Raw genomic sequence first — 17778 nt, forward strand, 5'->3', positions numbered from 1 at the left:
TCTGGCTAATGTAAGCCGGCCACCTAGAATCGAGTAGGTGCGTAAAATTGTAAGTACCGGCGTCGCCCGGCTTGAGTTCATTCCCCCGATGATGCCTACCTTGGTCGCAAAACAACTCCGGCTGAAGCCGCCCGACAGCTTGGGCTTGGGCGCTCCACCGTCTATCGGGAAATGCGCCGGCTGGGCATCAGCCGGCCAACTTGAGCGTCTTTCAAATCCAGCAAGACGTCTTTGGCAACTCAGTACAGATTGAAACAGGTAAGACGCGGTTTTCGGAGGAATTGATGCATTACACACTTCATGCTGCGCCAGGCTCGTGTTCTTTTGCGCCCCACATCGTCATGGAGGAGATTGGAAGGCCCTATTCGCTGGCGTTGATGTCGCCAGGCCATCCCGAAGCCAAGACTAACGAATTTCACCGCTTAAACCCGAAAGGGCGAATCCCTGTTCTCATTGCCGAGAATTTCACTCTCACTGAAGCGCCGGCAATCTTATTTCACCTGGGCCTGACGAATCCGGGCGCGCGGCTCCTGGGAGCGGATGCCGAAAACATCGTCCGTTCCATCGAATGGTTTAACTGGCTATCGAGTGCGGTTCACGCCGTCGCCGTCCGAATGATCTGGCGCGCCGACTTTTTCTTACCGGATCAATCGATGTACGCGCCCTTGGTTCATAAAGGAAAAGAGCACTTGGCTTCCGCGTTTGCGCTTATAGAATCCAAGTTGACGGACCGAGATTGGGCCATAGGAGAGGCCTATTCAATCGTTGATCCGTATTTGCTCGTATTCTACAGGTGGGGAAATCGTATGGCCGTTGACATGCGAAATACCTACCCCGCTTGGACCTCTCATGCACGTCGGTTGGAGGAGCGGGCGGCTGTGCAACGAGCCTTAACGCAGGAGGGAATATCCCTCTGGGAGTAGCTGTCGTGTTGCCGAATCCAAAAATTCGCAAGACCATCGATCCTACGCGGTCGTGTTTAAATGTCTGGTAGCGTTGTTTAGCGGGAAACCAACGCTACGGCCCCGACAAGGGCCTGTCCGACTTCGCCGAGTTGCGCAAAGCGATCAGCCGAAGGGCAGGGCATCGCCGATCTGGTCGACGATCTGCACGTCACCATCATCTATTCGCGCACGCCGATGGACTGGATCAGGGCCGGCAATGCCTCAAAATGGGGCAGCGAGAATGGCGGCAAGATCACCATCGCACCCGGCGGCCCGCGTGTCGTCGAGCCGCTCGGCAACATGGCCGCCGTGCTGATGTTCGCTTCGTCGCAGCTCTGCTGGCGTCATGAGGAGATCGTCAGGGCCGGCGCCAGCCACGATTTCGAGGACTTCCAGCCGCATTTCAGCCTGACGAAGGCCGATGTCGATCTGACCAAGATCGAACCCTATCGCGGCAAGATCGTGCTCGGACCGGAAGTGTTCGAGGAAGTGAAGGCGGATTAACGGGGAACACCCTCGTGTTCAGCATATCGCCATGCAGGGACAGAAAGTCAGGTTTGATCAGCCCTTCGTCGCACCGGACGGCACGCTGATCGCGTATCCGCATGCTCCGGGTGTGCCGGCGAGGCATACGCTCGGTTGCAAGTGCTTTTGCGAATACAAGATCGACTTTGCTGCCCGCCTGGTGCCGTGATGGTGCAGTCGTTTGCCGCGACAGTCGGCCGGTGGGCTCTGAAGGTCGACAGCGCGTTGCAGGTGATCTTTCAGGAGAGCGCGCAGGAACTGGTCAGCCAACTCGATCAGCTCTTGGTGGGCATGGTGTACGATCAGCCGCAACCGGCCGGCTATGTCAGGACTGGAGTTTCTCCGTGCATCGCTGATGCGTCTGCAATCTCTGGCACAAGCTGACGAAGCCGATCGTCGTTTCTGCCCCGTCCGCATCATTCACCATCACGCCAGTACCGGCGCAGCTCGATCCGTTGACGTCGGAAGCGCCTTAGATCCCTACTCCCAAGCCTAAGGCGTCGACCTAGTTTGAAAGCATGATCAGGCAAAGAGCCATTGCGTCACGCACCGACAAACTGGCCGAAGCACATGGGGTCGTAAGTGTACTGGCCACACATTGTTGAATGTCGGCTGACCGTGAGCGATAGTTTGTTCCTGTTGAGATACTCGTCCCATCTATCAGATCGGCCACCAACGTTGCGCGATCCGTGATGTAAGCTGCGTTATAGTCGATGCATGTTGAATCAGCTGTTAGGCGGATGCTGGTCGAGGCATCGCTAGGGATTTTGAATTTAGCTGACGTGCGATTATCATTCGGAGTGCTCGCTGAGGAGCTTTGAGCCGGGACTGAACCACTGCTTGTCCGGAAGTAAGCCGCGTCTGACACCCATATCGAGCCTATCTGAAAGGACATGTATAATATTAGTGAAATAGCGACAGCAATGTAGATCGAAACGAGCAATTTTGTTCGATTGAAAGCTTTTTTACCGACTATCGATTTCTCGACCATGTGAGCCCCCGCTAGGTCGTGGAGTAAGAAAATGTCCTTGATGCACCTGTAGCATACAACCTCTTTGGAACACCACGCTGCGCCTGCTCGACTATCATCCCGAGCAATCAGTGATGATGGCGTCGCCGCGGCGCTGAAGGGTTTCACACCCGGCAAGCCGCCCCGCGCCGAACTAGCTTCTATCCAACCGTCGTTTGGTGGACGCATTGCAGCTGATGCGCCTAACTTCTGCCCACGATCTGGCGCCAGGCAAGCCCAACCCCCGAAGTCCCTAAGCTTGGTGTCAGCGCTTGATTGCCCGCCGTGCCCAAACAGCGCGGCGGGTTTTTTTGCACTTGGGCCGGGATTGGGACACAGCTTGCTGATCATGAACGGAATGAGAACATTCATCGGGGTTCTCATGCATCTCGCCATCGACATTTCCGGCATGCCGGCCGGCGATGAGGTCGACAGCTTCGTCGTGCTGGCGCCCTCCAACGCCCGCTCTGATGCTTCTTTGCGCGAGGTCGAGGCTTTCTTGAAGCGATGCTTCCCGGAATATGATTTCCTCGCCAATGGGCAGGCCATGCCGTTCGACGGTGATTACCAGGTGCTGCCGATCTGCGGTGTTGTCGGCGACGAGCCTGACGCGCTGCGCGACTATCCCGAGCAATCGGTGATGATGGGCATCGCCGCGGCGCTGAAGGGTTTCAGGCCCGGCCGGGCGCCGGCCCTGAACTAAAACCGTCGGTTGGTGGACGCGTTACAGCTCATGCGCCTAAAGTCGACCTGATCGCGCGCACCAGCCCAACCCCCGAAGTCCTTAGCTTGGTGCAAGTCGCTTGATCGGGTCCCGCCGTCCTGGCAGTGCGGCGGGACTTTTTACTGCTTAACACCCACGGCGCGGCGGTTCATCTACGCAGCAAGTCTCTCCACCGAGGGTCGGGCTCGCATAGCGGCTCGGCAAGTCAATGGGCGTCGATGACCGGCACCCTACGGGTGGGTAGCGCCTAGCGCCCGATCCTGAGTGGTGCGATAATTCATGAATGGGGACAGATCTCACCGAACACGAATTGCGAGCGCGGCTAAGCCAATTGGGCGCGCGCGTTGCAGAGCTTAAAGCTGCGAGGCAGCCTCCCCCTGAGGGGGCGCATATTGAGGGCGGCCCGCTTGGTCCAACAGACCCGCTGGAGGCGGAATTCTTGGCAACAACTGGTGTGCGGTTGTTGCCCCAGGGCGGGTTTGCTTTTGGCGCCTTTATAGTCTTTATCCGCTCGCTGCGTCGAACCACCAAATAGCTTGCCGTGAATGCCTCCGACAGACAAGGTCTCCTAGATTCCAGGACGTCACGGTGACAGACAAAAACACGAAAAAGCTGGGTCTGTTCGCAAGGATCAGCCATGCTCATCTCGAAGCTAGAGCCTTTGATTTCCGCCCTTTGAATTGGCGGAAAAATCGCGAGTTTTACCGCCAGCTATATGAAAAACATGAGTTGGTGAGGCCGCTCAACATTTGCGTCTGGGTGGGGATGGCTGTCTGGGTGGCGTTCGTCATCTGGACCGTTGTCCATGGCGGAATGTGACGCTGGTCGCCGGGGCTCGCCTGGCGCCCGCTTAGTCCACCATGTCCCGCAGGGGCTTCTTGCGTTTCGGCGCCCTGTACTGCTCCACTAGCCTGACCGCGCCGAAGGGCCGGAACTCGCAGCGGTCGATCCGTCTCGTTGGTGTGGTCGAAGGTCAGATGTCTTGGCATTGCTAGGATAGACGCGACAGGCGATAATGTGGCTTGATCACCGGCACTCAGCTCCGGGTGGAAACATGGCCGACAATGAACCTGGGAAGATACGAGAATTGATATCTTCGATTTGCCCGGCACAACGGAGCGACACGCCAGATACTATGAAAGGCTGGGGCTGGCTGGGCGGCTGAAGGTGACTTCTGGGGTGGTGTTCTGTGCGATCGGCGTCTTCGCCCTCTGGCTCATCACGAGCCACTAGCATCGGCCTTCCCTGGTTCAGAATGATAGGTCGTCATCGCTCCCGTTGGAGAAGTCATGGTCATTGGCGTCCCTTGAAGAAGTCATCGTCGCGGACGAAGGGCGTCGGTCTCCGATTGGAACCCGAGGTTGATGGTCTTGCCGGTCGCGTTGCTGGTGAGGATGCGGAAGATCGTGGTCGCGGCGATCACAGGGTCGGGTAGACCTGCGGAATCACTTTCCGTTCACTCTGGCTAATATAAGCTTTGTACCTAGTATTCACTGGGTGCGTAAAATTGTAAGTACCGGCGCCGGCCGCCTCGAGTTCATTCCGCCGATGATGCCTACCCTGGTCGCCAAACCGCCCCAGGATGGCCTGTTGCTGCTTGCGCAAAGCAAGATCGAGGCAGAGCGCGAGAAGCACGATGCGAGAAGAGGGCAGCGGGAGCGGCGGGGGCTTTGCCATACCCCGTATAACATATGTTAAGCGGGAATGTTCCTCGTCCAAGCCCGCTGCCTCTGGTGGCGGGCCTTCTTTATCTTGTGGCAGAAAAGTCACGCAGCTTGAATATGCAGAGCTTCAACCGGCGCGAGCTTATTATCCAGCTAAGCGAGGCGTACCGTTGTTCACACGGGCGCAAAGGGGACGCCCGAATCCTCCCGAACTAGCGCCCGCTGCCTCACGGCGGCGGGCTTTTTTATGTGAGCGCTGGTTCGATTAGTGGCAGTGGTAACCGCCATGAACGTTGTCATGGTGGCATCCATTTTTATCGGTGCCGCCACTATGACTAAAGGCGGGCATTGTGCCAAATAACGCAATTATGAGAGCAAATACCGAAACGCAAATTTTCATAGTCCCCTCCCGTTAAACCTTCTACATTGCGATCATCGAGCAAAGCAAAAGTCAAGGATCATTTCGGGGGGGCTCGGTGGCAAGCTTTTGTTCTACTGGCGGCTGGCGAACGCGATCCTTGCCTTTTCATGGCCCACAAGGAACGTCCACTTGTGATTGGGAACGCCATGCGACTGTTCCCAATCCGCATGAATGAGTCCGTACAGTTCCGATGCGGTCGGGGTCAAAAGATACACGACCGACTTGCGGTCTTCGGTAGTGCGGCAAAATAGTGCCATCTCTTCGGGAGCGCCATGCAGCGATAAACAGGCGCTCGAATTGGCCCTGGATGTCATCCTTCCCAGCGAACGGGACACTGCATTCCATGAAGTCCATACATAATTCCCCCTCACCCTGTCGCGTCCATGTCGCGTGGACCTGCCGAGTGTGACAGGGAACCCTTGGAAATCAACGGTAGCAGTTTGCAACATGACGCGACACGGAAAGGCTAGAGGCGCAAAGCTTGCGACACCACAAATATCTGATTTCATTGAAGAAAGTGATGGTGCCCAGAGGCGGATTCGAACCACCGACACGCGGATTTTCAATGGGTCAAGCCGGGGCTGATCGGCCGTGTCAAGCACCTACGCGGCGAGGACGACTTGCGGCACGCGTCTTGCAGGATTTCAGAGACGAAGGAACTTCGGAATGAGCACCCGCGGTACGAACTTCTTGCACAAATGGCTGAGCAACGGCCTGCCTGAGAGCCATCTGCCTGAACAAAAGGTAGCATCTGTGACCCGTCTGCGGACAGTGTGATCGCCACCACATCACCAATCCCGATCCCCCGCGCCATTATGAGCCTGGAGCGGCCAGCGCCTCAGTCAAGTGGTAGCTAATATAGGTGACCGCTTCATCCAATCGATGGACGAAGCCCATCAAGGGCCGGTGCTAATTTGATGCATGTCGCGACCTTACTTACCCCCGAGCCACCTTGCTATCGCTATCCTCGCGATCAGCGTCGGCTATGCCGAAGCCGCGGACCGCAAGGTCGAAACCGCGACGCTCGGGACGTACGCCAATTCGAAGAGCCTGCCGGTTTGCACTGCGTCAAGCTCGCTCTCCGAAGTCCTTGGTGACAAGTGTTTTCTCGTCAAAGGTTCGATGCTCTATGGCGACATCGCCGAGCTATCCCAGATAATTACTTTGAGCTGGTAGCCGGAGCAACAACGGCGCTAGACGCTAATCTTCCGCAGCCTTACCCCGGCGCCGCCATTCTCCAGGCCGGCGAGGGTGATGACGCGCCAACATTTGCGGTCGAGCGCTCGCAGTGAGAGCGGCGGGCGCTCATTCCGCCTTCGGTGCCAACTCAAAACGTCGTGCAGTTCACGCTGTTGCCGAAGCGGTTGCAAGTCGTTGTTTTTGGCTGACTGTTTTGCATATTGGTAAAGGCCGAATTTGACAGCGCCGAACGTGCTTTCAACAAGCTCACCAGGACATTCGCGGCCCAGGTGGAAGCCCTAAAGAAATACCGCACGGGCGGCCAGCAGCACGTCACGGTCAAGCACGTAACGGTAAACGAAGGCGGCCAAGCTATTGTCGGCAACGTCTCGCATGGGGGGCAGGGTGACGAAAAAAAATAACGTCAACCTCATGAACCTAGCGCCTCGGTGTCATGCTCGGTCGAAGCGGACGGGTTGCCAGTGTCGATCGCCAGCGGTGAGGGGCTACGCAGTCTGTCGCATGCACGGGGCCGGCGGTGGCGCACCTGAAGGCAAGCGGAACGGCAACTATCGCAACGGAGGCAGGACCAAACGCACAATGGCAGCCTTGGCGGTTGTCCAGGCAATGGCGCGGATATGTCGGCAGACGATCGATGATCTACCGGATTAACTGGGGACTAGTCGCCATGCTACTCGCCGCGCGGTGGGCAAAGCGCGCTACAATGCCCGCTTTTCTTATGTGTGCAATCTCTGGCACAAGTTGAGGAAACCGATCGTCGTTTCCGCGCCGTCGGCAGTTTTTACCATCACTCCGGCCCCGGCGCCGCTCGATCCATTGAAGTCTGAACAGCCGTAGCCATCACGCCTTCCCACATGATCGCCCGCCGTGCCGAAAGGTGCGGCGGGCTTTTTTGCTGCTTTGATGGAATACTCGCCTGCGACCATGGTTCGATCAAGCAGCACCGTGCCGCCAGGTCGGCGGCATGCACTTTAGGGAGCGACGCTTGGCTACTTGGACGCAAAGAGATGAGAGAGAGCAGCGCACGACAGATGCTGCACGGTCATTAATCGATATTGAGCGCGCGGCCCCAGACGCAAAGACGGCTCGGCTACGGGAGCAGCGGCGGAAGGCTGAAAACACACCCTCCTTGGAAACACGCGATGGAAGAGCTTCGCAGTGAAATGGCGATGTTGGCGGACCCCGGCTTTTGGGTAGCGCTGGCGGTCGTTCTGGTTCCCTACGGGATCGGCGTTGCACTGCTTCTGTGGGTAGCCAGTCCCCCGGCTCTGCAATAGCCTTCCTGACGCCGCGCAACGGTTCGTTAGGCATGTTTGAGGCCGTGATGGGACTGTCTCCAAACGTTCATCGACCGTCTTCGAAGCGCTCGGTAGGCGGGCAGGCATGCATCATCTCCCAATGGGTGTCGCCCTCGCCATTTCGCTTGCATTCGGTTTAGTCGTGACGGCGATTGCCGCGAAGGATCAGTCGGAAGGCTGCGGCACGCGATGCTCATCCGTCCTGGGCGATGTTCCCATGAGGGGCACGCGACACGATGTGGAGGCGGGACCGAACATCGGGCGCACCGAGCCCTAAACAGAGGGCCGTAGCATCCCTCCTCCTTAGCAGCCTCGAAGGGCCATACGTGCCTCTTCTGGTGACGCTCGGCCCGCCAATGCCTCTGTGCAGAGCTGCACAGCCTTCTTCCACTTGGGTCCCTTTTTGGTCAGATGGATTTCTGAGCCGTCGGGAATGCCAGTAGATACTACGTGTCATTGTCCGCTACTGGCAGCCGAAGGGCATCGGCAACTTCGACTATGGCGTCCCTTATTTCTTGGTCTGTCGCGACCAAATGAGGTGCCGCCTCCCGAACCCGGCGTAGTGCGCCAGATATCGATATGGTGTCCTCTCGGTCAGCCCTGGTGAGGACCGCATTAATTGCCTCCTCCAACACTGGATCGATCCTTGCAACGCCCATCCAACCCCCCGGTTGTAAGGGTTCGATGATACTACCGTAGTATTAAGGATCAATTCGATCTTCGCGCCGAAGCGCGTCGACCCCGGCTCGAACTAACGGTTTGCATAACACCTGCTATCCATGCAGCCGATGTCCTGCGCCGCTACTGACCAATGTGCGACGCTGCCGACATTAGCTCCTGCATATTCGGAGCGCCGAACAGGCCGCCATCGAGAACCTCTGTGGAGGTCCAGCGAACGACACCGTCGCGGTCGAGCAGGAACTGGCCGACGAGCTGCCCCATGCCGGTGGCCATCATCTGTTGATCCGCTTCCGTGATATCGTAGCTGTCCTTCTTGTTCAGATATTCGAGCGCCGCAAACGGGTCCATTGGCTCCGGCATCTCGCCCGGCAAGTCGACCCGCATCGACTTCGCATCGCTCATCGAAACCTTTTGCGGCCATGCGCTCTCGTCTTCGGTGATCTGCATATTCGGCAATCCAAAGGCGCGGTGTGAAGTCCGCTCCGGATCGGATGCCGCGAGCAGGCCGAGCATCGGATGGTACCGCAGATAGAGGCGCGCCCGCTCGATGGGCGTGTTGACCACTGTCAGGCTTTCGATGCCCTTCTCGTTGAGGGCTGAGGTGAGCTGCGAAATCGTCGCGATATGACGCCTGCAAAAAGGACAATGGAGACCTCGATACAGCCCAACCAACACTGGTTTCTCGCCACGGAAATCGTCGATAGCGATTGTGCCCTCGCGGGTAATCGCGTCGAGCACGAAATTGGGCGCCGTTTCGCCCAGTTGCAGAGGGCCTACGTCGGTGCGGTCAGACATGCTTGATCCTCCTCGCGGGTCAATTCAGTAACGGAAGCGCGGCGGTACTTCCGGGTCCAGCCCGTGTTCGGCACATACTTCCTGTGCGTGTTGAAATTGCACTGTAACACAGAGATGGCGGACGATGGGGCGCCATCTTAGTGTCGGCACTTTCCGAGCTTGATTTCCGGCCATTTTCGCGCCAATATTTGTCAAATGCTGAAGCAAACGATATCGCGTATGGGCGGCAAGCTATGAATAGTAAGGCTTTGACGCAGGCTGTGGCTTATCTTCGTACCTCGTCCGCAGCCAACGTTGGCGCCGACAAAGACAGCGAGCGGCGCCAGGGCGAGGCCATTGAGGCATTTGCCCGTTCAACTGGCTATGAAATCATCGAGAGCTATTACGATGCAGCGGTGAGCGGTGCCGATGCGGTCACAGCGCGCCCCGGTTTTTCCGCAATGCTCGAGCGGCTCCTGTCAAATGGAGTGCGCACCATCCTGGTCGAGACCGCCTCCCGCTTCGCCCGCGATCTGATCGTTCAGGAGACCGGCTACGAGATGCTGAAATCACGTGGGATCGAGCTGATAGCTGTCGACAGTCCCGACAGTTTTGTCGGCAACACCCCGACGGCGAACCTGATCCGCCAAGTGCTTGGCGCGGTCTCGGAGTTTGAGAAGGCGATGCTGGTCGAAAAGCTTCGCGGAGCCCGTGAGCGCAAGCGCCGGGAGACCGGCAAGAAAGTGGGCGGGCGCCGGAATTATGCCGAGATCGATGGCGGACCCAAACTGATTGAGCTGGCAAAGAAGCTTCACCGCTATCCGGTCAATGGCCGGCGGCGTACGCTCGCTGAGGTCGCGAAGGCACTGGCGCAGGCGGGGTATCTGTCGAGTGCTGGAACGCAGTACACACCGACTGCAGTCTCGAGAATGCTGGCATCCACAAGTAGTATGCGTGCCAAGCCACTCAGGGGCCAGGCAAGATCATTGTCTTCGCCTCTTGACCCAGTGGCTGCCGAGTTCACGGGCGGGCTCTGCAGCTTTGGATAAACATTGCGGTCACTATTTCGTCGACACCAAGCTTGGCGGCATCCAGGTTGGCCAAACTTGGTGCACGCCCTATGGCGACTGGGCGGTTGAGGTTAACGATGAGGAGCATTCCGCGCCCGACCTCGAGGCAGCAAAGCGGCTGTTTGTCGACCTCTATGATCAATCCAAGGTAATGGTGAGCCCATTCGCTATCTCGGCCGAAGGGGACGGCTTGGAAGCGGATTTCAAAGTTATCGACCTGCGTCGATCATAACGCACTCGCAATCTACCATCGTGCTTCCGGTACCTACCCTGCCGGAGTTTGTCGGTAGCGGGGGCGGGGGCGGCTTGTGGGCCCCTTGACGGCGCGCCCGATCGACATCCTCGTCAGGACTACCAAAGGCGACTTTTGTCCACGGACTGGCAATTGAATGTCGCGCGCGAAAAGCTGCCATTTGGCCATTTGGCGAGTCTTCACTGGATGATCCGCAAACCGCGTTTTGCATTGTAGTGAGAACAACACTCGGCACTAAGAGCCTGTGGACCAGATCGATAACGACCGCGTGGAGGAGGCGTAAACCCACTGAATTAGTCCTCAGCCCATCTGGCGCACGTCAGATGATCGCCACCGCGGGAGTAATAATGGCACTTGCTATGGTTCCGGCAGCCGTTATCCGGTTCCTGCAGGAATCTAGGGTTGGCAATAAGGTCTCGGCAAACGCCGGGATGCATATTTGACGGAATCCCGGCCCAGTCGTGATTAAAGGCGCGTCCAGAAAGAATGAAAGAACGCCTTGGGTACCGCAATCCGACGGCGACACTTTCTTGGAGCCGCGCGGCGACGATCTCAGGCCGCGCCGGGTAGATAAGTCGTTTGTCGATATTGTAGAAGCCGGAGGAGAGATCGACGAAGTCAAATGGAAGCTGGGCGATGGTATCCTGGAAGTCGGCTGCACCAGCGCTGTCGAAATCCGGATCGCCGGTTTTCAGCGAAATGCGGATCGAGGTTTGGACACCGTTATGCCTCAATCGCTCAGAGAGTAGTGCCAGCCTGTCAAGTACGCTGGTCGCGCCGCGATTGATGCGATAGTCGACTAGCAGATTGAGCAGATAGCCGTGGGCAGCGTGAATTTGGATATGGCCGAACCCATGCTGCGTGGCGACGTTTGCTGCCAGATCAAAAGAGTTGAGGACCGCAGCGACGTCCTCTGATCCCATATGTTCGACCAGATGACGCGCCCGAGGAATGAACTCGCGTGGCTCAGCTGCTACAAATTTCCGAGAGCCGGTATAGCCGTCCCATGCGGTCGCGAGCTGAATGCCCGGCAGCGACCCGCCTGCCCGGATTGCGGTGACGAGATCGGCCCAAACCGGTTCGGTCGTAAGGGTTGGCGTGACGGCATTGCTACCAAAACCGCCTGGTGTGACGACATTGCCGACAATCGCGCAGTGCAGTTTCGGCGAGCTCCGGCTTCTGTAAAAATCTAGGAAGCGACTGTCCGGCGCGCCTTCCGTGACAAAGCCGGTATTCACACCGAGAAGGAAGACGAGCCTATTGCTCAAGGTAACGATATCGCTCGTCATTGATTTTCATCTTCTGAAGGAGATCTTGCTCAAGATCACCTCCAAGGATTGTAGATAGTCGAAATAGGTAAATCGCAACGTCGGCTAGCTCGGAGCGAAGGCGCGGCGCGGCCTCGGCGAGACTAGGTCCGACATAGCCTGGGGTTGAGAACGCTAGACCAACCTTTTTCAAAAGATCGGCGAACTCGCCCACCTCACCGACGAGGCCGACTAAGTCCCGCATGAGCTGATCGTGCCTTTCAGCGTCGGTTCCGAAGATCACCGGGAAACCTCGATGCTCGTCAGCATCAATTTGTTTTTTTATGAGAACAGAGAGCTCCATTATGCACTCCTTCGGGATAGGTTGGCGAATACTGTAGCGAGGCCAATGATAGCGCTTGCTACCAGGTTCCCGACGACCCCGTAGAAGTTATCCATCAGCTTGCTGCCGACCAAGAATAGCGATGCCGAGTTAATGACGATTGCCAGAGCGAGCCCGAAATTCGTCCAAAACTGAGTCTGTTCAATGCGGCGGATCACTGTTCGCGTTGCCACAGGCAGAAGCGCAAATGCTTCCTCTTTTTCGGAGCGCACCCGAGGGTCATTCGCCACGTCGTCATGTTCTTTTTGCAGGTGCGTTTTGATGGGCCAGATCCCGGCCTGGAACCCGTGCTGCCCCTGGTAGAGACGTGCGGCAGGGCTCGTAAGTCGAGTAAAGTCTGCCTTTGCAATCGGTTCGCCCTGCGGCAGTTCAACATATTTGTCGCTGATATTTTGGGTCACGATTCCCAAATTTCCGCCGAAGCCAGGATCGGCGTAGGTGGCAACCGGACTTAACCCGACGCTAAACAACGAGCCCTTGCTTACGACGCGCACCAGAATATCGGAGGGCACATCGAGCTCTTCGGCGGTAATGAGCACAACGCGGTGTCCCGGCTTGATCAGAACCATCTGACCCGGCATGAGAGCGAACCGTTTTCCGCCCTCGGTTAGGTCATAATATGCGTTGCCCATCCGCAGTTCGTAGCAAGCTCCTGCGAGGCGACTGGGATCGGCATTCTGAATTAGCCGCCGCGCCTGGATTTCCGTAGCAATGTCCACGTCGCTGAGTGTCGTCATCTCTCCCCCTTTAAGTAGCCCAGAGTTCTCGCCCTGATCTTAACGAGTTTCCTCACATCCCCCTTCGCCTCCTAGCCTGTCGGGTGGGGTAAATAAAGCGAAATCCGTGTTCGGAATGCAGCAGTGTGTTAACGTTGGCCAAATGTTTCGATAATCAATTTAATCAGTACAGAACGAGTGTCTGCCCCTCGCTTCGCAAGCAACACCAGATCATCCTATTTTCTCGCCAAATCGGGTCATCCAGATCGCGTGTTCGAATAGCCGGATTTCGCGCAGTGTTTTGCTGTGCGCCGGACTTTTTCAACACTATCCACCAATCTCGACCATTGGCCACGGCCAGCTGATGAGTTTGACCAGAGCGCCAGCGTGTGACATGGCCGCCGCCGGGCGACCGGTCGACCCCCCCGGGTGGTTTGCCCGAAGGCGGGGGGCAGGGTGGCTTGTGGGCCCCCACCACGCTGCGTGTTTTCGGTTTTCAAGGCCACCGGCCAGCCGTAGGTGAGAGAGAAACTGCGGAGGGGATGCATTTTGTCAGCAGACAACGGGTTCGCGTTCCAGAGCACCTCTCCGAACCGTTGCGCCGATGCTATGGTGTGCTGGCATGATCGGACAGCAAGGATATGAGGCATGCCCGAAATCACCCGCCGTACCCTTCTTGCGTTCACCGCAGTAGCGTCGGTGGCTGAGCTTCAATTGCCCGACGATAGCCTTGGCCTGCGAGCGCTGCGAGGCCGAGCAGGGATTTCACCCGCGCGCTCATCAGTAGTAACTTTCCGGCTGGCATGTCACCGAGCCGCCGAGGCCAGTCACGATCTCGTTGACGGCCACATAATCGCTTTTGCGATTCCGGCAGTCGTTCAAACTCATGCCTTTGCCGATAACATACTCGTCGTTGCCAATAGCACGGACCAGCCGAAAGGCCTCTGTCGTAGCGTTGATCTGTGTCGCGGCGCTCTCATGACCTGGTTGCGGATTCTTGCTGATCGCCCAAATAATGGCGACGCCACCAAGGATTGCGAGTTTCGTTATGGTTCTCAATTCGTGTGGCCTTTGTTTCGCGGTGAGGCTGTAATGTGAGTCGATTTCGGTATCTGTCTCGGCCTTCCTCGTCCTCGGAGATGAAGGGTTCCCGTTCGCATCCCACCAGCCGTCGCGGACACCTTGGCATGGATGGCTGGTATGGAGATCGCCGGTCAAAATGAGAGCTGCGGCATCCCTGCACGCCGTGAAGGTGGTTAACGCGCGTCCGGTTCGTCGCCTTATGCAGCCCGTAATTTTCGCGCCAGCATCTTGACTGTAACTATCTCCCCGGCTGCAGTGCGAACTGGTTTCTCTCTCAGATCCAACACCTCAAATCCAGAAGCTCGTTTTGCAGTTTGCCCCGCAATCGGAAGATTTTCCCAATTTAGACCGTGTGCTCCGAACGTCTCGTATATGAGAAAACCACCTGTGCGAATTAGAGGGCAGACCCCCTCAATGATCTTGTCGGAAACGTAATGGACAACCAGCACGAGATCGAACGCCTCCCGGGAGAATGGCAAAGACTGTTCGGCGTCGACCAAGACTGACTGCAAGTTCCCTTGGCGTGGCATCAGGGTCCGCCAGCTTGCCATCGACTGGTCGAGTCTATGTTGATCTATATCAGCCGCCACGACCCGATTCCCCTGGGCGGCTAAGAACAATGAATGCCTACCAAATCCGGATGGGACATCTAGCACATCGAGCCCGCACGCCTTTGGCAAGCATCTGAGGCAGCTTCGGACGTATGGCGACAGATCTAGCTCGGTGGGGAATCGGGCGCGGCGATCAAGTTGTTCTGGCACCAGGTGGCTCTACGGGAACGCCGCAATGTGGGCACTATGCGCGAGCTTGCTTGAGGAGAAGAAGCCTCCACATTCGCCGCGGCGGCTGCAGTTGGAGCATTCGTCGAGGTACTCGTTTTTCCAGTCGCTAATAGATTGCCTAGCATACCGATGAATCGACGGATCAATCACGCACAGCTGATGATTGTACACTGAGACATTCATCTTGGCCGCCGCCAGAAACTGAACTGCGGACCGAAGCTCCTCCCGGTACTCGAAAGGGTCGATCCAGAGCTTGTCCATGTTTGCGCGGGTGAATCCGGTAATCTCCAATCCCATGAACGTGACGTGGTCAACGAACGTCAAGTTTCTGAAGATAAACTCCGAGAGCTCCAGCAGCCCTTGGCATGTCTGTTTATGCACGACAACACGTATTTCGACCTTCTGTCCAAGAGCTCCCAGGTTCAAAACGCCCTTAACGGTCTCGTCAAAAGCGCCCCTGGATTGAACGACATAGTCGTGGACCTCAGGATCGATGGAATAAAGAGGAATGCCCAGCGACAGCTGTCTGTGATCTAGCCTTGCATAGCGCGACGCAAACTCGAAATCTTGGAAGGCCCGACCGTTAGACAGAATGTGGACCGCCGTATCCGGGAGCAGCGTTTTGACTGCGGACAAGAGATCAAAAAAATCTTCCCCAAGCAGAGTTGGTTCGCCCCCGGTCAGGCCCAGAAATGGCGTGCTGGCCGGCAGAAGCGGCAGCAGTTGCTGCATCTCTACAGCGAGCCAGCTATCATCTATGTCTTTTGGGGGCTGCGAGCACATAAGGCAGTAGTGATTGCAGCGCTCCGTTAACAAGAAATAGTTCGCGCTAGCCGTCACCCGGAAGAGCACCCGGATCGCGTTCCGGCCGGGAACGAACCTTATTACGTCTCCATCGCCAAGATAGCCAAAATGGTCCGGCAGAACGATAAGGTGTTTGTCGCCAGCAATGTGCGCAGCTTCCGCCTTGTGAGCTTCGAAGGTGACAACCCATTCGAAACCTTCTATTGGGCTGCCGCCTCTGAAGAGGCAAGCGTCGTGCTCAGAGGCGATATGCCGCCCCGCCTTATCTGCGCCGATCAGCCGGAGTATAACGGGCCTAAGGCTCGCCGTTAGGTTGTCTGTCTTGGCGAAGCCGCTGAGCTGGAGCATCTTAGTTCGCCCACTGTAAGAACAACTCGCGGACCATTGGGCTGTCTTCCATCAGGCTGATGAGCCTCTTGAAAATCGTCATATTCCGATGACAGAAGGCGGACCTTGTCTTCAGCCCTACGAAGTCACGCTGTGTGGCCATGTGAAAGACGGGATCGGACCCGCAATAGGGCTCAAAGGCGCACTCCGAGCACATCGGGGCAGAGCCAGCAAAAGATTGCTCTATCGGGTCAAGTAGTGCGTCTGACGCGAAGATCTCATGGTAGCTGTTGTCATGGACGTTGCCGATACGGAACGTCTTGTCGCCCATCTCGGCTAGCATTCGAGCCTCGTCGGAGGCGTACACATCGCCATCGTAATTGTACACGACCGCCGAAATCCCGATTCCGGCTGGGCTCATCAAATCCACATACCCTGGCTCAAATGGGGTGAGCATTTTTGTCAGAATGGTTGACGCGTATAGCTCCTTGAAAGGCAAACCTCTCCGGTTCAGATCGATAATGTATTCCAGGCCATCGAAGTAGAAATCCAACCATCGGTCGACATCATAAGCCGCATACGATTTGGTTTTGACAGCGAAGCCGTATGGCGACAGGGGTCGAAGAAATATGCCCGGAAATTGCAGCCGTACGTATTCATCGATAATCTGACGGCCCATAGAGAGGCTCGTTTTGGTCGTCGTCATGAGGGCGCTAACCCGTTCGTGCCCGAGTACCTTCCTCGCCTTCTCGATTCCGGCAACGGCTAATTCGTAGCTGTTCCTGCCAGGGCGTGGGCGGTTTGAGTTGTGAAGGTCAGCAGGTCCGTCCAATGACGTTGAAATGAGAATGTCGTGTAAGCTGCAGAACTCGAGAATCGCGTCATCGACGACGGCGAGGTTTGTCGTGATTACGAACTGCAGGTCCCTTTGCTCCGATAAGTTGATCTGTTCCGCCCGTCCTACGACGTAACGGATCAACTCAAAGTTCAGTAATGGCTCGCCCCCTTGAAACTCGATCTTAATGGAAGGGCTCGGCGAGCGAAAAACCAACGCCACGGCCTTTGCAGCGGTGTCCTCGGTCATGTCGAACGCGGAGCGGTCCTCGCTCTGCCTCGAAACTTGACAGTATGGACAGGAATGCTCGCAGCGAAGAGAGACCACCATGATATGAAGAGAGGTGAAGTTCTCTAACCGCTTTGCTTTGGTTCGAACCTTGTTGGCCAGCAGAGCCTTGCCGAGGTTCGATGAGGCGTCGAAGAGAAAGTGTCGGTGCCGAAGGCGCGAGTAGTAGGGGTCGGCGCTCGACAGCTTGTGTCGAATGAACGACGACAATATCGATCGTGGCAGAACCAGATATTCTCCCGCCTGATTGCTGAGCACGTAACGGTCGCCATCCAGCGGTGAAAAGCGAAAGAAGGCCAGTTGATACGTGGCTTCGACAGGTTTTCGAAACGCGGCAGGTGGAGCGAACTTAGTCAACGGATTGAAGGCCGGATTTAGAAAATGCCAAGGCAAGCACTGCGTTTCTGACGGAGGCTGTTTCGTCGGCCACCACCCCGCGCAGGTCCTGGTCTAGGACTTCAAGTCGAAGCGCTTCAATCGCGCGATCAGCCTGCTCACCCGAGACGGGCTTGCTGAAGTGAAGCACGCACTTGGCGAAGCCGTCCTCGATAGCAATATCCACTGACGAACCGCCGGTTACTCTATAGGCGGCACGCTTCACGCAATCCAACGTGAAGACCTTCAGATCGAATCGGAGTTCTGCGGAGTTGGCCGTCGCCACGGCTTCGGCGAGCATTTGCACTTAGCAATAGCTGTAGCCGGAACAGTGGGAAGCGTGGCTGGCGTGCGA

22 protein-coding genes and 1 pseudogene are annotated in these 17778 nt (G+C 56.9%); 11 read left to right on the forward strand and 12 right to left on the reverse strand.

Annotation, left to right across the window (positions count from 1 at the left end):
* Positions 1–108: 108 nt before the first annotated feature.
* The 7 genes and pseudogenes from RQ479_RS06200 to RQ479_RS06230 all read left to right on the forward strand — a co-directional run.
* Positions 109–204, forward strand: a pseudogene (locus RQ479_RS06200) (helix-turn-helix domain-containing protein); the annotation flags it as partial.
* A gap of 80 nt (positions 205–284) precedes the next feature.
* Entirely contained in the window at positions 285–923 is a 639-nt protein-coding gene (locus RQ479_RS06205) for a glutathione S-transferase family protein (protein WP_376704455.1), read from the forward strand.
* 216 nt (positions 924–1139) lie between these two features.
* Positions 1140–1448, forward strand: coding sequence for a hypothetical protein (locus tag RQ479_RS06210; protein WP_376704456.1), 309 nt, complete (start codon positions 1140–1142; stop codon positions 1446–1448).
* A gap of 31 nt (positions 1449–1479) precedes the next feature.
* Positions 1480–1638 (forward strand): hypothetical protein, encoded by a 159-nt coding sequence (locus RQ479_RS06215; protein WP_376704457.1) that lies wholly within the window; start codon positions 1480–1482, stop codon positions 1636–1638.
* Positions 1638–1853, forward strand: a complete 216-nt coding sequence (locus tag RQ479_RS06220; protein WP_376704458.1) for a hypothetical protein — start codon at positions 1638–1640, stop codon at positions 1851–1853. Before RQ479_RS06215 ends, RQ479_RS06220 begins: the two co-directional genes overlap by 1 nt.
* Positions 1854–2836: 983 nt before the next feature.
* Positions 2837–3181 carry a hypothetical protein gene (locus tag RQ479_RS06225; RefSeq protein WP_376704459.1) on the forward strand — a complete coding sequence of 115 codons (345 nt, stop codon included), beginning with the start codon at positions 2837–2839 and terminating at the stop codon, positions 3179–3181.
* Between the two features lie 609 nt (positions 3182–3790).
* Positions 3791–4021, forward strand: coding sequence for a hypothetical protein (locus RQ479_RS06230; RefSeq protein WP_376704460.1), 231 nt, complete (start codon positions 3791–3793; stop codon positions 4019–4021).
* Between the two features lie 1110 nt (positions 4022–5131).
* Here RQ479_RS06230 and RQ479_RS06235 read toward each other — a convergent pair.
* Positions 5132–5266: a YHYH domain-containing protein gene (locus tag RQ479_RS06235; protein ID WP_376704461.1), complete on the reverse strand. Its 135-nt coding sequence runs from the start codon at positions 5264–5266 to the stop codon at positions 5132–5134.
* Between the two features lie 942 nt (positions 5267–6208).
* Between RQ479_RS06235 and RQ479_RS06240 the strand changes: the two genes are divergently transcribed.
* Positions 6209–6463: a hypothetical protein gene (locus tag RQ479_RS06240; protein ID WP_376704462.1), complete on the forward strand. Its 255-nt coding sequence runs from the start codon at positions 6209–6211 to the stop codon at positions 6461–6463.
* A 224-nt stretch (positions 6464–6687) separates the two neighbouring features.
* Positions 6688–6888 carry a hypothetical protein gene (locus RQ479_RS06245; protein ID WP_376704463.1) on the forward strand — a complete coding sequence of 67 codons (201 nt, stop codon included), beginning with the start codon at positions 6688–6690 and terminating at the stop codon, positions 6886–6888.
* Positions 6889–7203: 315 nt separating this feature from the next.
* Here the strand turns inward: RQ479_RS06245 and RQ479_RS06250 are convergent, their stop codons facing one another.
* From RQ479_RS06250 to RQ479_RS06260, 3 genes are all read right to left on the reverse strand, one after another.
* Positions 7204–7413 (reverse strand): hypothetical protein, encoded by a 210-nt coding sequence (locus tag RQ479_RS06250; protein ID WP_376704464.1) that lies wholly within the window; start codon positions 7411–7413, stop codon positions 7204–7206.
* Positions 7414–8088: 675 nt separating this feature from the next.
* A complete protein-coding gene (locus RQ479_RS06255; RefSeq protein ID WP_376705878.1) occupies positions 8089–8163 on the reverse strand; it encodes a hypothetical protein in 75 nt (24 codons plus the stop codon).
* 423 nt (positions 8164–8586) lie between these two features.
* Entirely contained in the window at positions 8587–9261 is a 675-nt protein-coding gene (locus tag RQ479_RS06260) for a peroxiredoxin-like family protein (protein ID WP_376704465.1), read from the reverse strand.
* A 140-nt stretch (positions 9262–9401) separates the two neighbouring features.
* Here RQ479_RS06260 and RQ479_RS06265 point away from each other — a divergent pair, with 140 nt between their 5' ends.
* Together RQ479_RS06265 and RQ479_RS06270 are read left to right on the forward strand one after the other, a co-directional pair.
* On the forward strand, positions 9402–10289 hold the full coding sequence (locus tag RQ479_RS06265) for a recombinase family protein (protein WP_376704466.1): 888 nt from the start codon (positions 9402–9404) through the stop codon (positions 10287–10289).
* Complete coding sequence (locus RQ479_RS06270; protein ID WP_376704467.1) at positions 10282–10542, forward strand: hypothetical protein; 261 nt, start codon at positions 10282–10284, stop codon at positions 10540–10542. The genes RQ479_RS06265 and RQ479_RS06270 overlap by 8 nt, the downstream gene beginning before the upstream one ends.
* A gap of 314 nt (positions 10543–10856) precedes the next feature.
* Here RQ479_RS06270 and RQ479_RS06275 read toward each other — a convergent pair whose 3' ends face one another.
* From RQ479_RS06275 to RQ479_RS06310, 8 genes are all read right to left on the reverse strand, one after another.
* Positions 10857–11852 (reverse strand): hypothetical protein, encoded by a 996-nt coding sequence (locus tag RQ479_RS06275; RefSeq protein WP_376704468.1) that lies wholly within the window; start codon positions 11850–11852, stop codon positions 10857–10859.
* Positions 11821–12174 (reverse strand): hypothetical protein, encoded by a 354-nt coding sequence (locus tag RQ479_RS06280; protein ID WP_376704469.1) that lies wholly within the window; start codon positions 12172–12174, stop codon positions 11821–11823. Before RQ479_RS06280 ends, RQ479_RS06275 begins: the two co-directional genes overlap by 32 nt.
* Entirely contained in the window at positions 12174–12950 is a 777-nt protein-coding gene (locus tag RQ479_RS06285) for a hypothetical protein (RefSeq protein ID WP_376704470.1), read from the reverse strand. The genes RQ479_RS06280 and RQ479_RS06285 overlap by 1 nt, the downstream gene beginning before the upstream one ends.
* A 759-nt stretch (positions 12951–13709) precedes the next feature.
* On the reverse strand, positions 13710–14147 hold the full coding sequence (locus RQ479_RS06290) for a hypothetical protein (protein ID WP_376704471.1): 438 nt from the start codon (positions 14145–14147) through the stop codon (positions 13710–13712).
* 62 nt (positions 14148–14209) lie between these two features.
* Entirely contained in the window at positions 14210–14773 is a 564-nt protein-coding gene (locus tag RQ479_RS06295) for a class I SAM-dependent methyltransferase (protein WP_376704472.1), read from the reverse strand.
* Between the two features lie 9 nt (positions 14774–14782).
* Entirely contained in the window at positions 14783–15946 is a 1164-nt protein-coding gene (gene hxsC / locus RQ479_RS06300; RefSeq protein ID WP_376704473.1) for a His-Xaa-Ser system radical SAM maturase HxsC, read from the reverse strand.
* A 1-nt stretch (position 15947) separates the two neighbouring features.
* Positions 15948–17441 carry a His-Xaa-Ser system radical SAM maturase HxsB gene (gene hxsB / locus RQ479_RS06305; protein ID WP_376704474.1) on the reverse strand — a complete coding sequence of 498 codons (1494 nt, stop codon included), beginning with the start codon at positions 17439–17441 and terminating at the stop codon, positions 15948–15950.
* On the reverse strand, positions 17398–17724 hold the full coding sequence (locus tag RQ479_RS06310) for a hypothetical protein (protein ID WP_376704475.1): 327 nt from the start codon (positions 17722–17724) through the stop codon (positions 17398–17400). The genes hxsB and RQ479_RS06310 overlap by 44 nt, the downstream gene beginning before the upstream one ends.
* Between the last annotated feature and the right edge of the window lie 54 nt (positions 17725–17778).

The organism is Mesorhizobium sp. ISC25, assembly GCF_042295465.1.
In the GTDB taxonomy this organism is placed as follows: Bacteria; Pseudomonadota; Alphaproteobacteria; order Rhizobiales; family Rhizobiaceae; genus Mesorhizobium.

Bases quoted from the DNA above. Each gene is read 5' to 3' on its own strand.
- RQ479_RS06250 (WP_376704464.1), bottom strand. From the start codon at position 7,413: ATGGTCGCAGGCGAGTATTCCATCAAAGCAGCAAAAAAGCCCGCCGCA.
- RQ479_RS06225 (WP_376704459.1), top strand. From the start codon at position 2,837: ATGAGAACATTCATCGGGGTTCTCATGCATCTCGCCATCGACATTTCC.
- RQ479_RS06220 (WP_376704458.1), top strand. From the start codon at position 1,638: ATGGTGCAGTCGTTTGCCGCGACAGTCGGCCGGTGGGCTCTGAAGGTC.
- hxsC (WP_376704473.1), bottom strand. From the start codon at position 15,946: ATGCTCCAGCTCAGCGGCTTCGCCAAGACAGACAACCTAACGGCGAGC.
- RQ479_RS06310 (WP_376704475.1), bottom strand. From the start codon at position 17,724: ATGCTCGCCGAAGCCGTGGCGACGGCCAACTCCGCAGAACTCCGATTC.
- RQ479_RS06285 (WP_376704470.1), bottom strand. From the start codon at position 12,950: ATGACGACACTCAGCGACGTGGACATTGCTACGGAAATCCAGGCGCGG.
- RQ479_RS06280 (WP_376704469.1), bottom strand. From the start codon at position 12,174: ATGGAGCTCTCTGTTCTCATAAAAAAACAAATTGATGCTGACGAGCAT.
- RQ479_RS06215 (WP_376704457.1), top strand. From the start codon at position 1,480: ATGCAGGGACAGAAAGTCAGGTTTGATCAGCCCTTCGTCGCACCGGAC.
- RQ479_RS06240 (WP_376704462.1), top strand. From the start codon at position 6,209: ATGTCGCGACCTTACTTACCCCCGAGCCACCTTGCTATCGCTATCCTC.
- RQ479_RS06210 (WP_376704456.1), top strand. From the start codon at position 1,140: ATGGACTGGATCAGGGCCGGCAATGCCTCAAAATGGGGCAGCGAGAAT.
- RQ479_RS06260 (WP_376704465.1), bottom strand. From the start codon at position 9,261: ATGTCTGACCGCACCGACGTAGGCCCTCTGCAACTGGGCGAAACGGCG.
- RQ479_RS06235 (WP_376704461.1), bottom strand. From the start codon at position 5,266: ATGAAAATTTGCGTTTCGGTATTTGCTCTCATAATTGCGTTATTTGGC.
- RQ479_RS06205 (WP_376704455.1), top strand. From the start codon at position 285: ATGCATTACACACTTCATGCTGCGCCAGGCTCGTGTTCTTTTGCGCCC.
- RQ479_RS06275 (WP_376704468.1), bottom strand. From the start codon at position 11,852: ATGACGAGCGATATCGTTACCTTGAGCAATAGGCTCGTCTTCCTTCTC.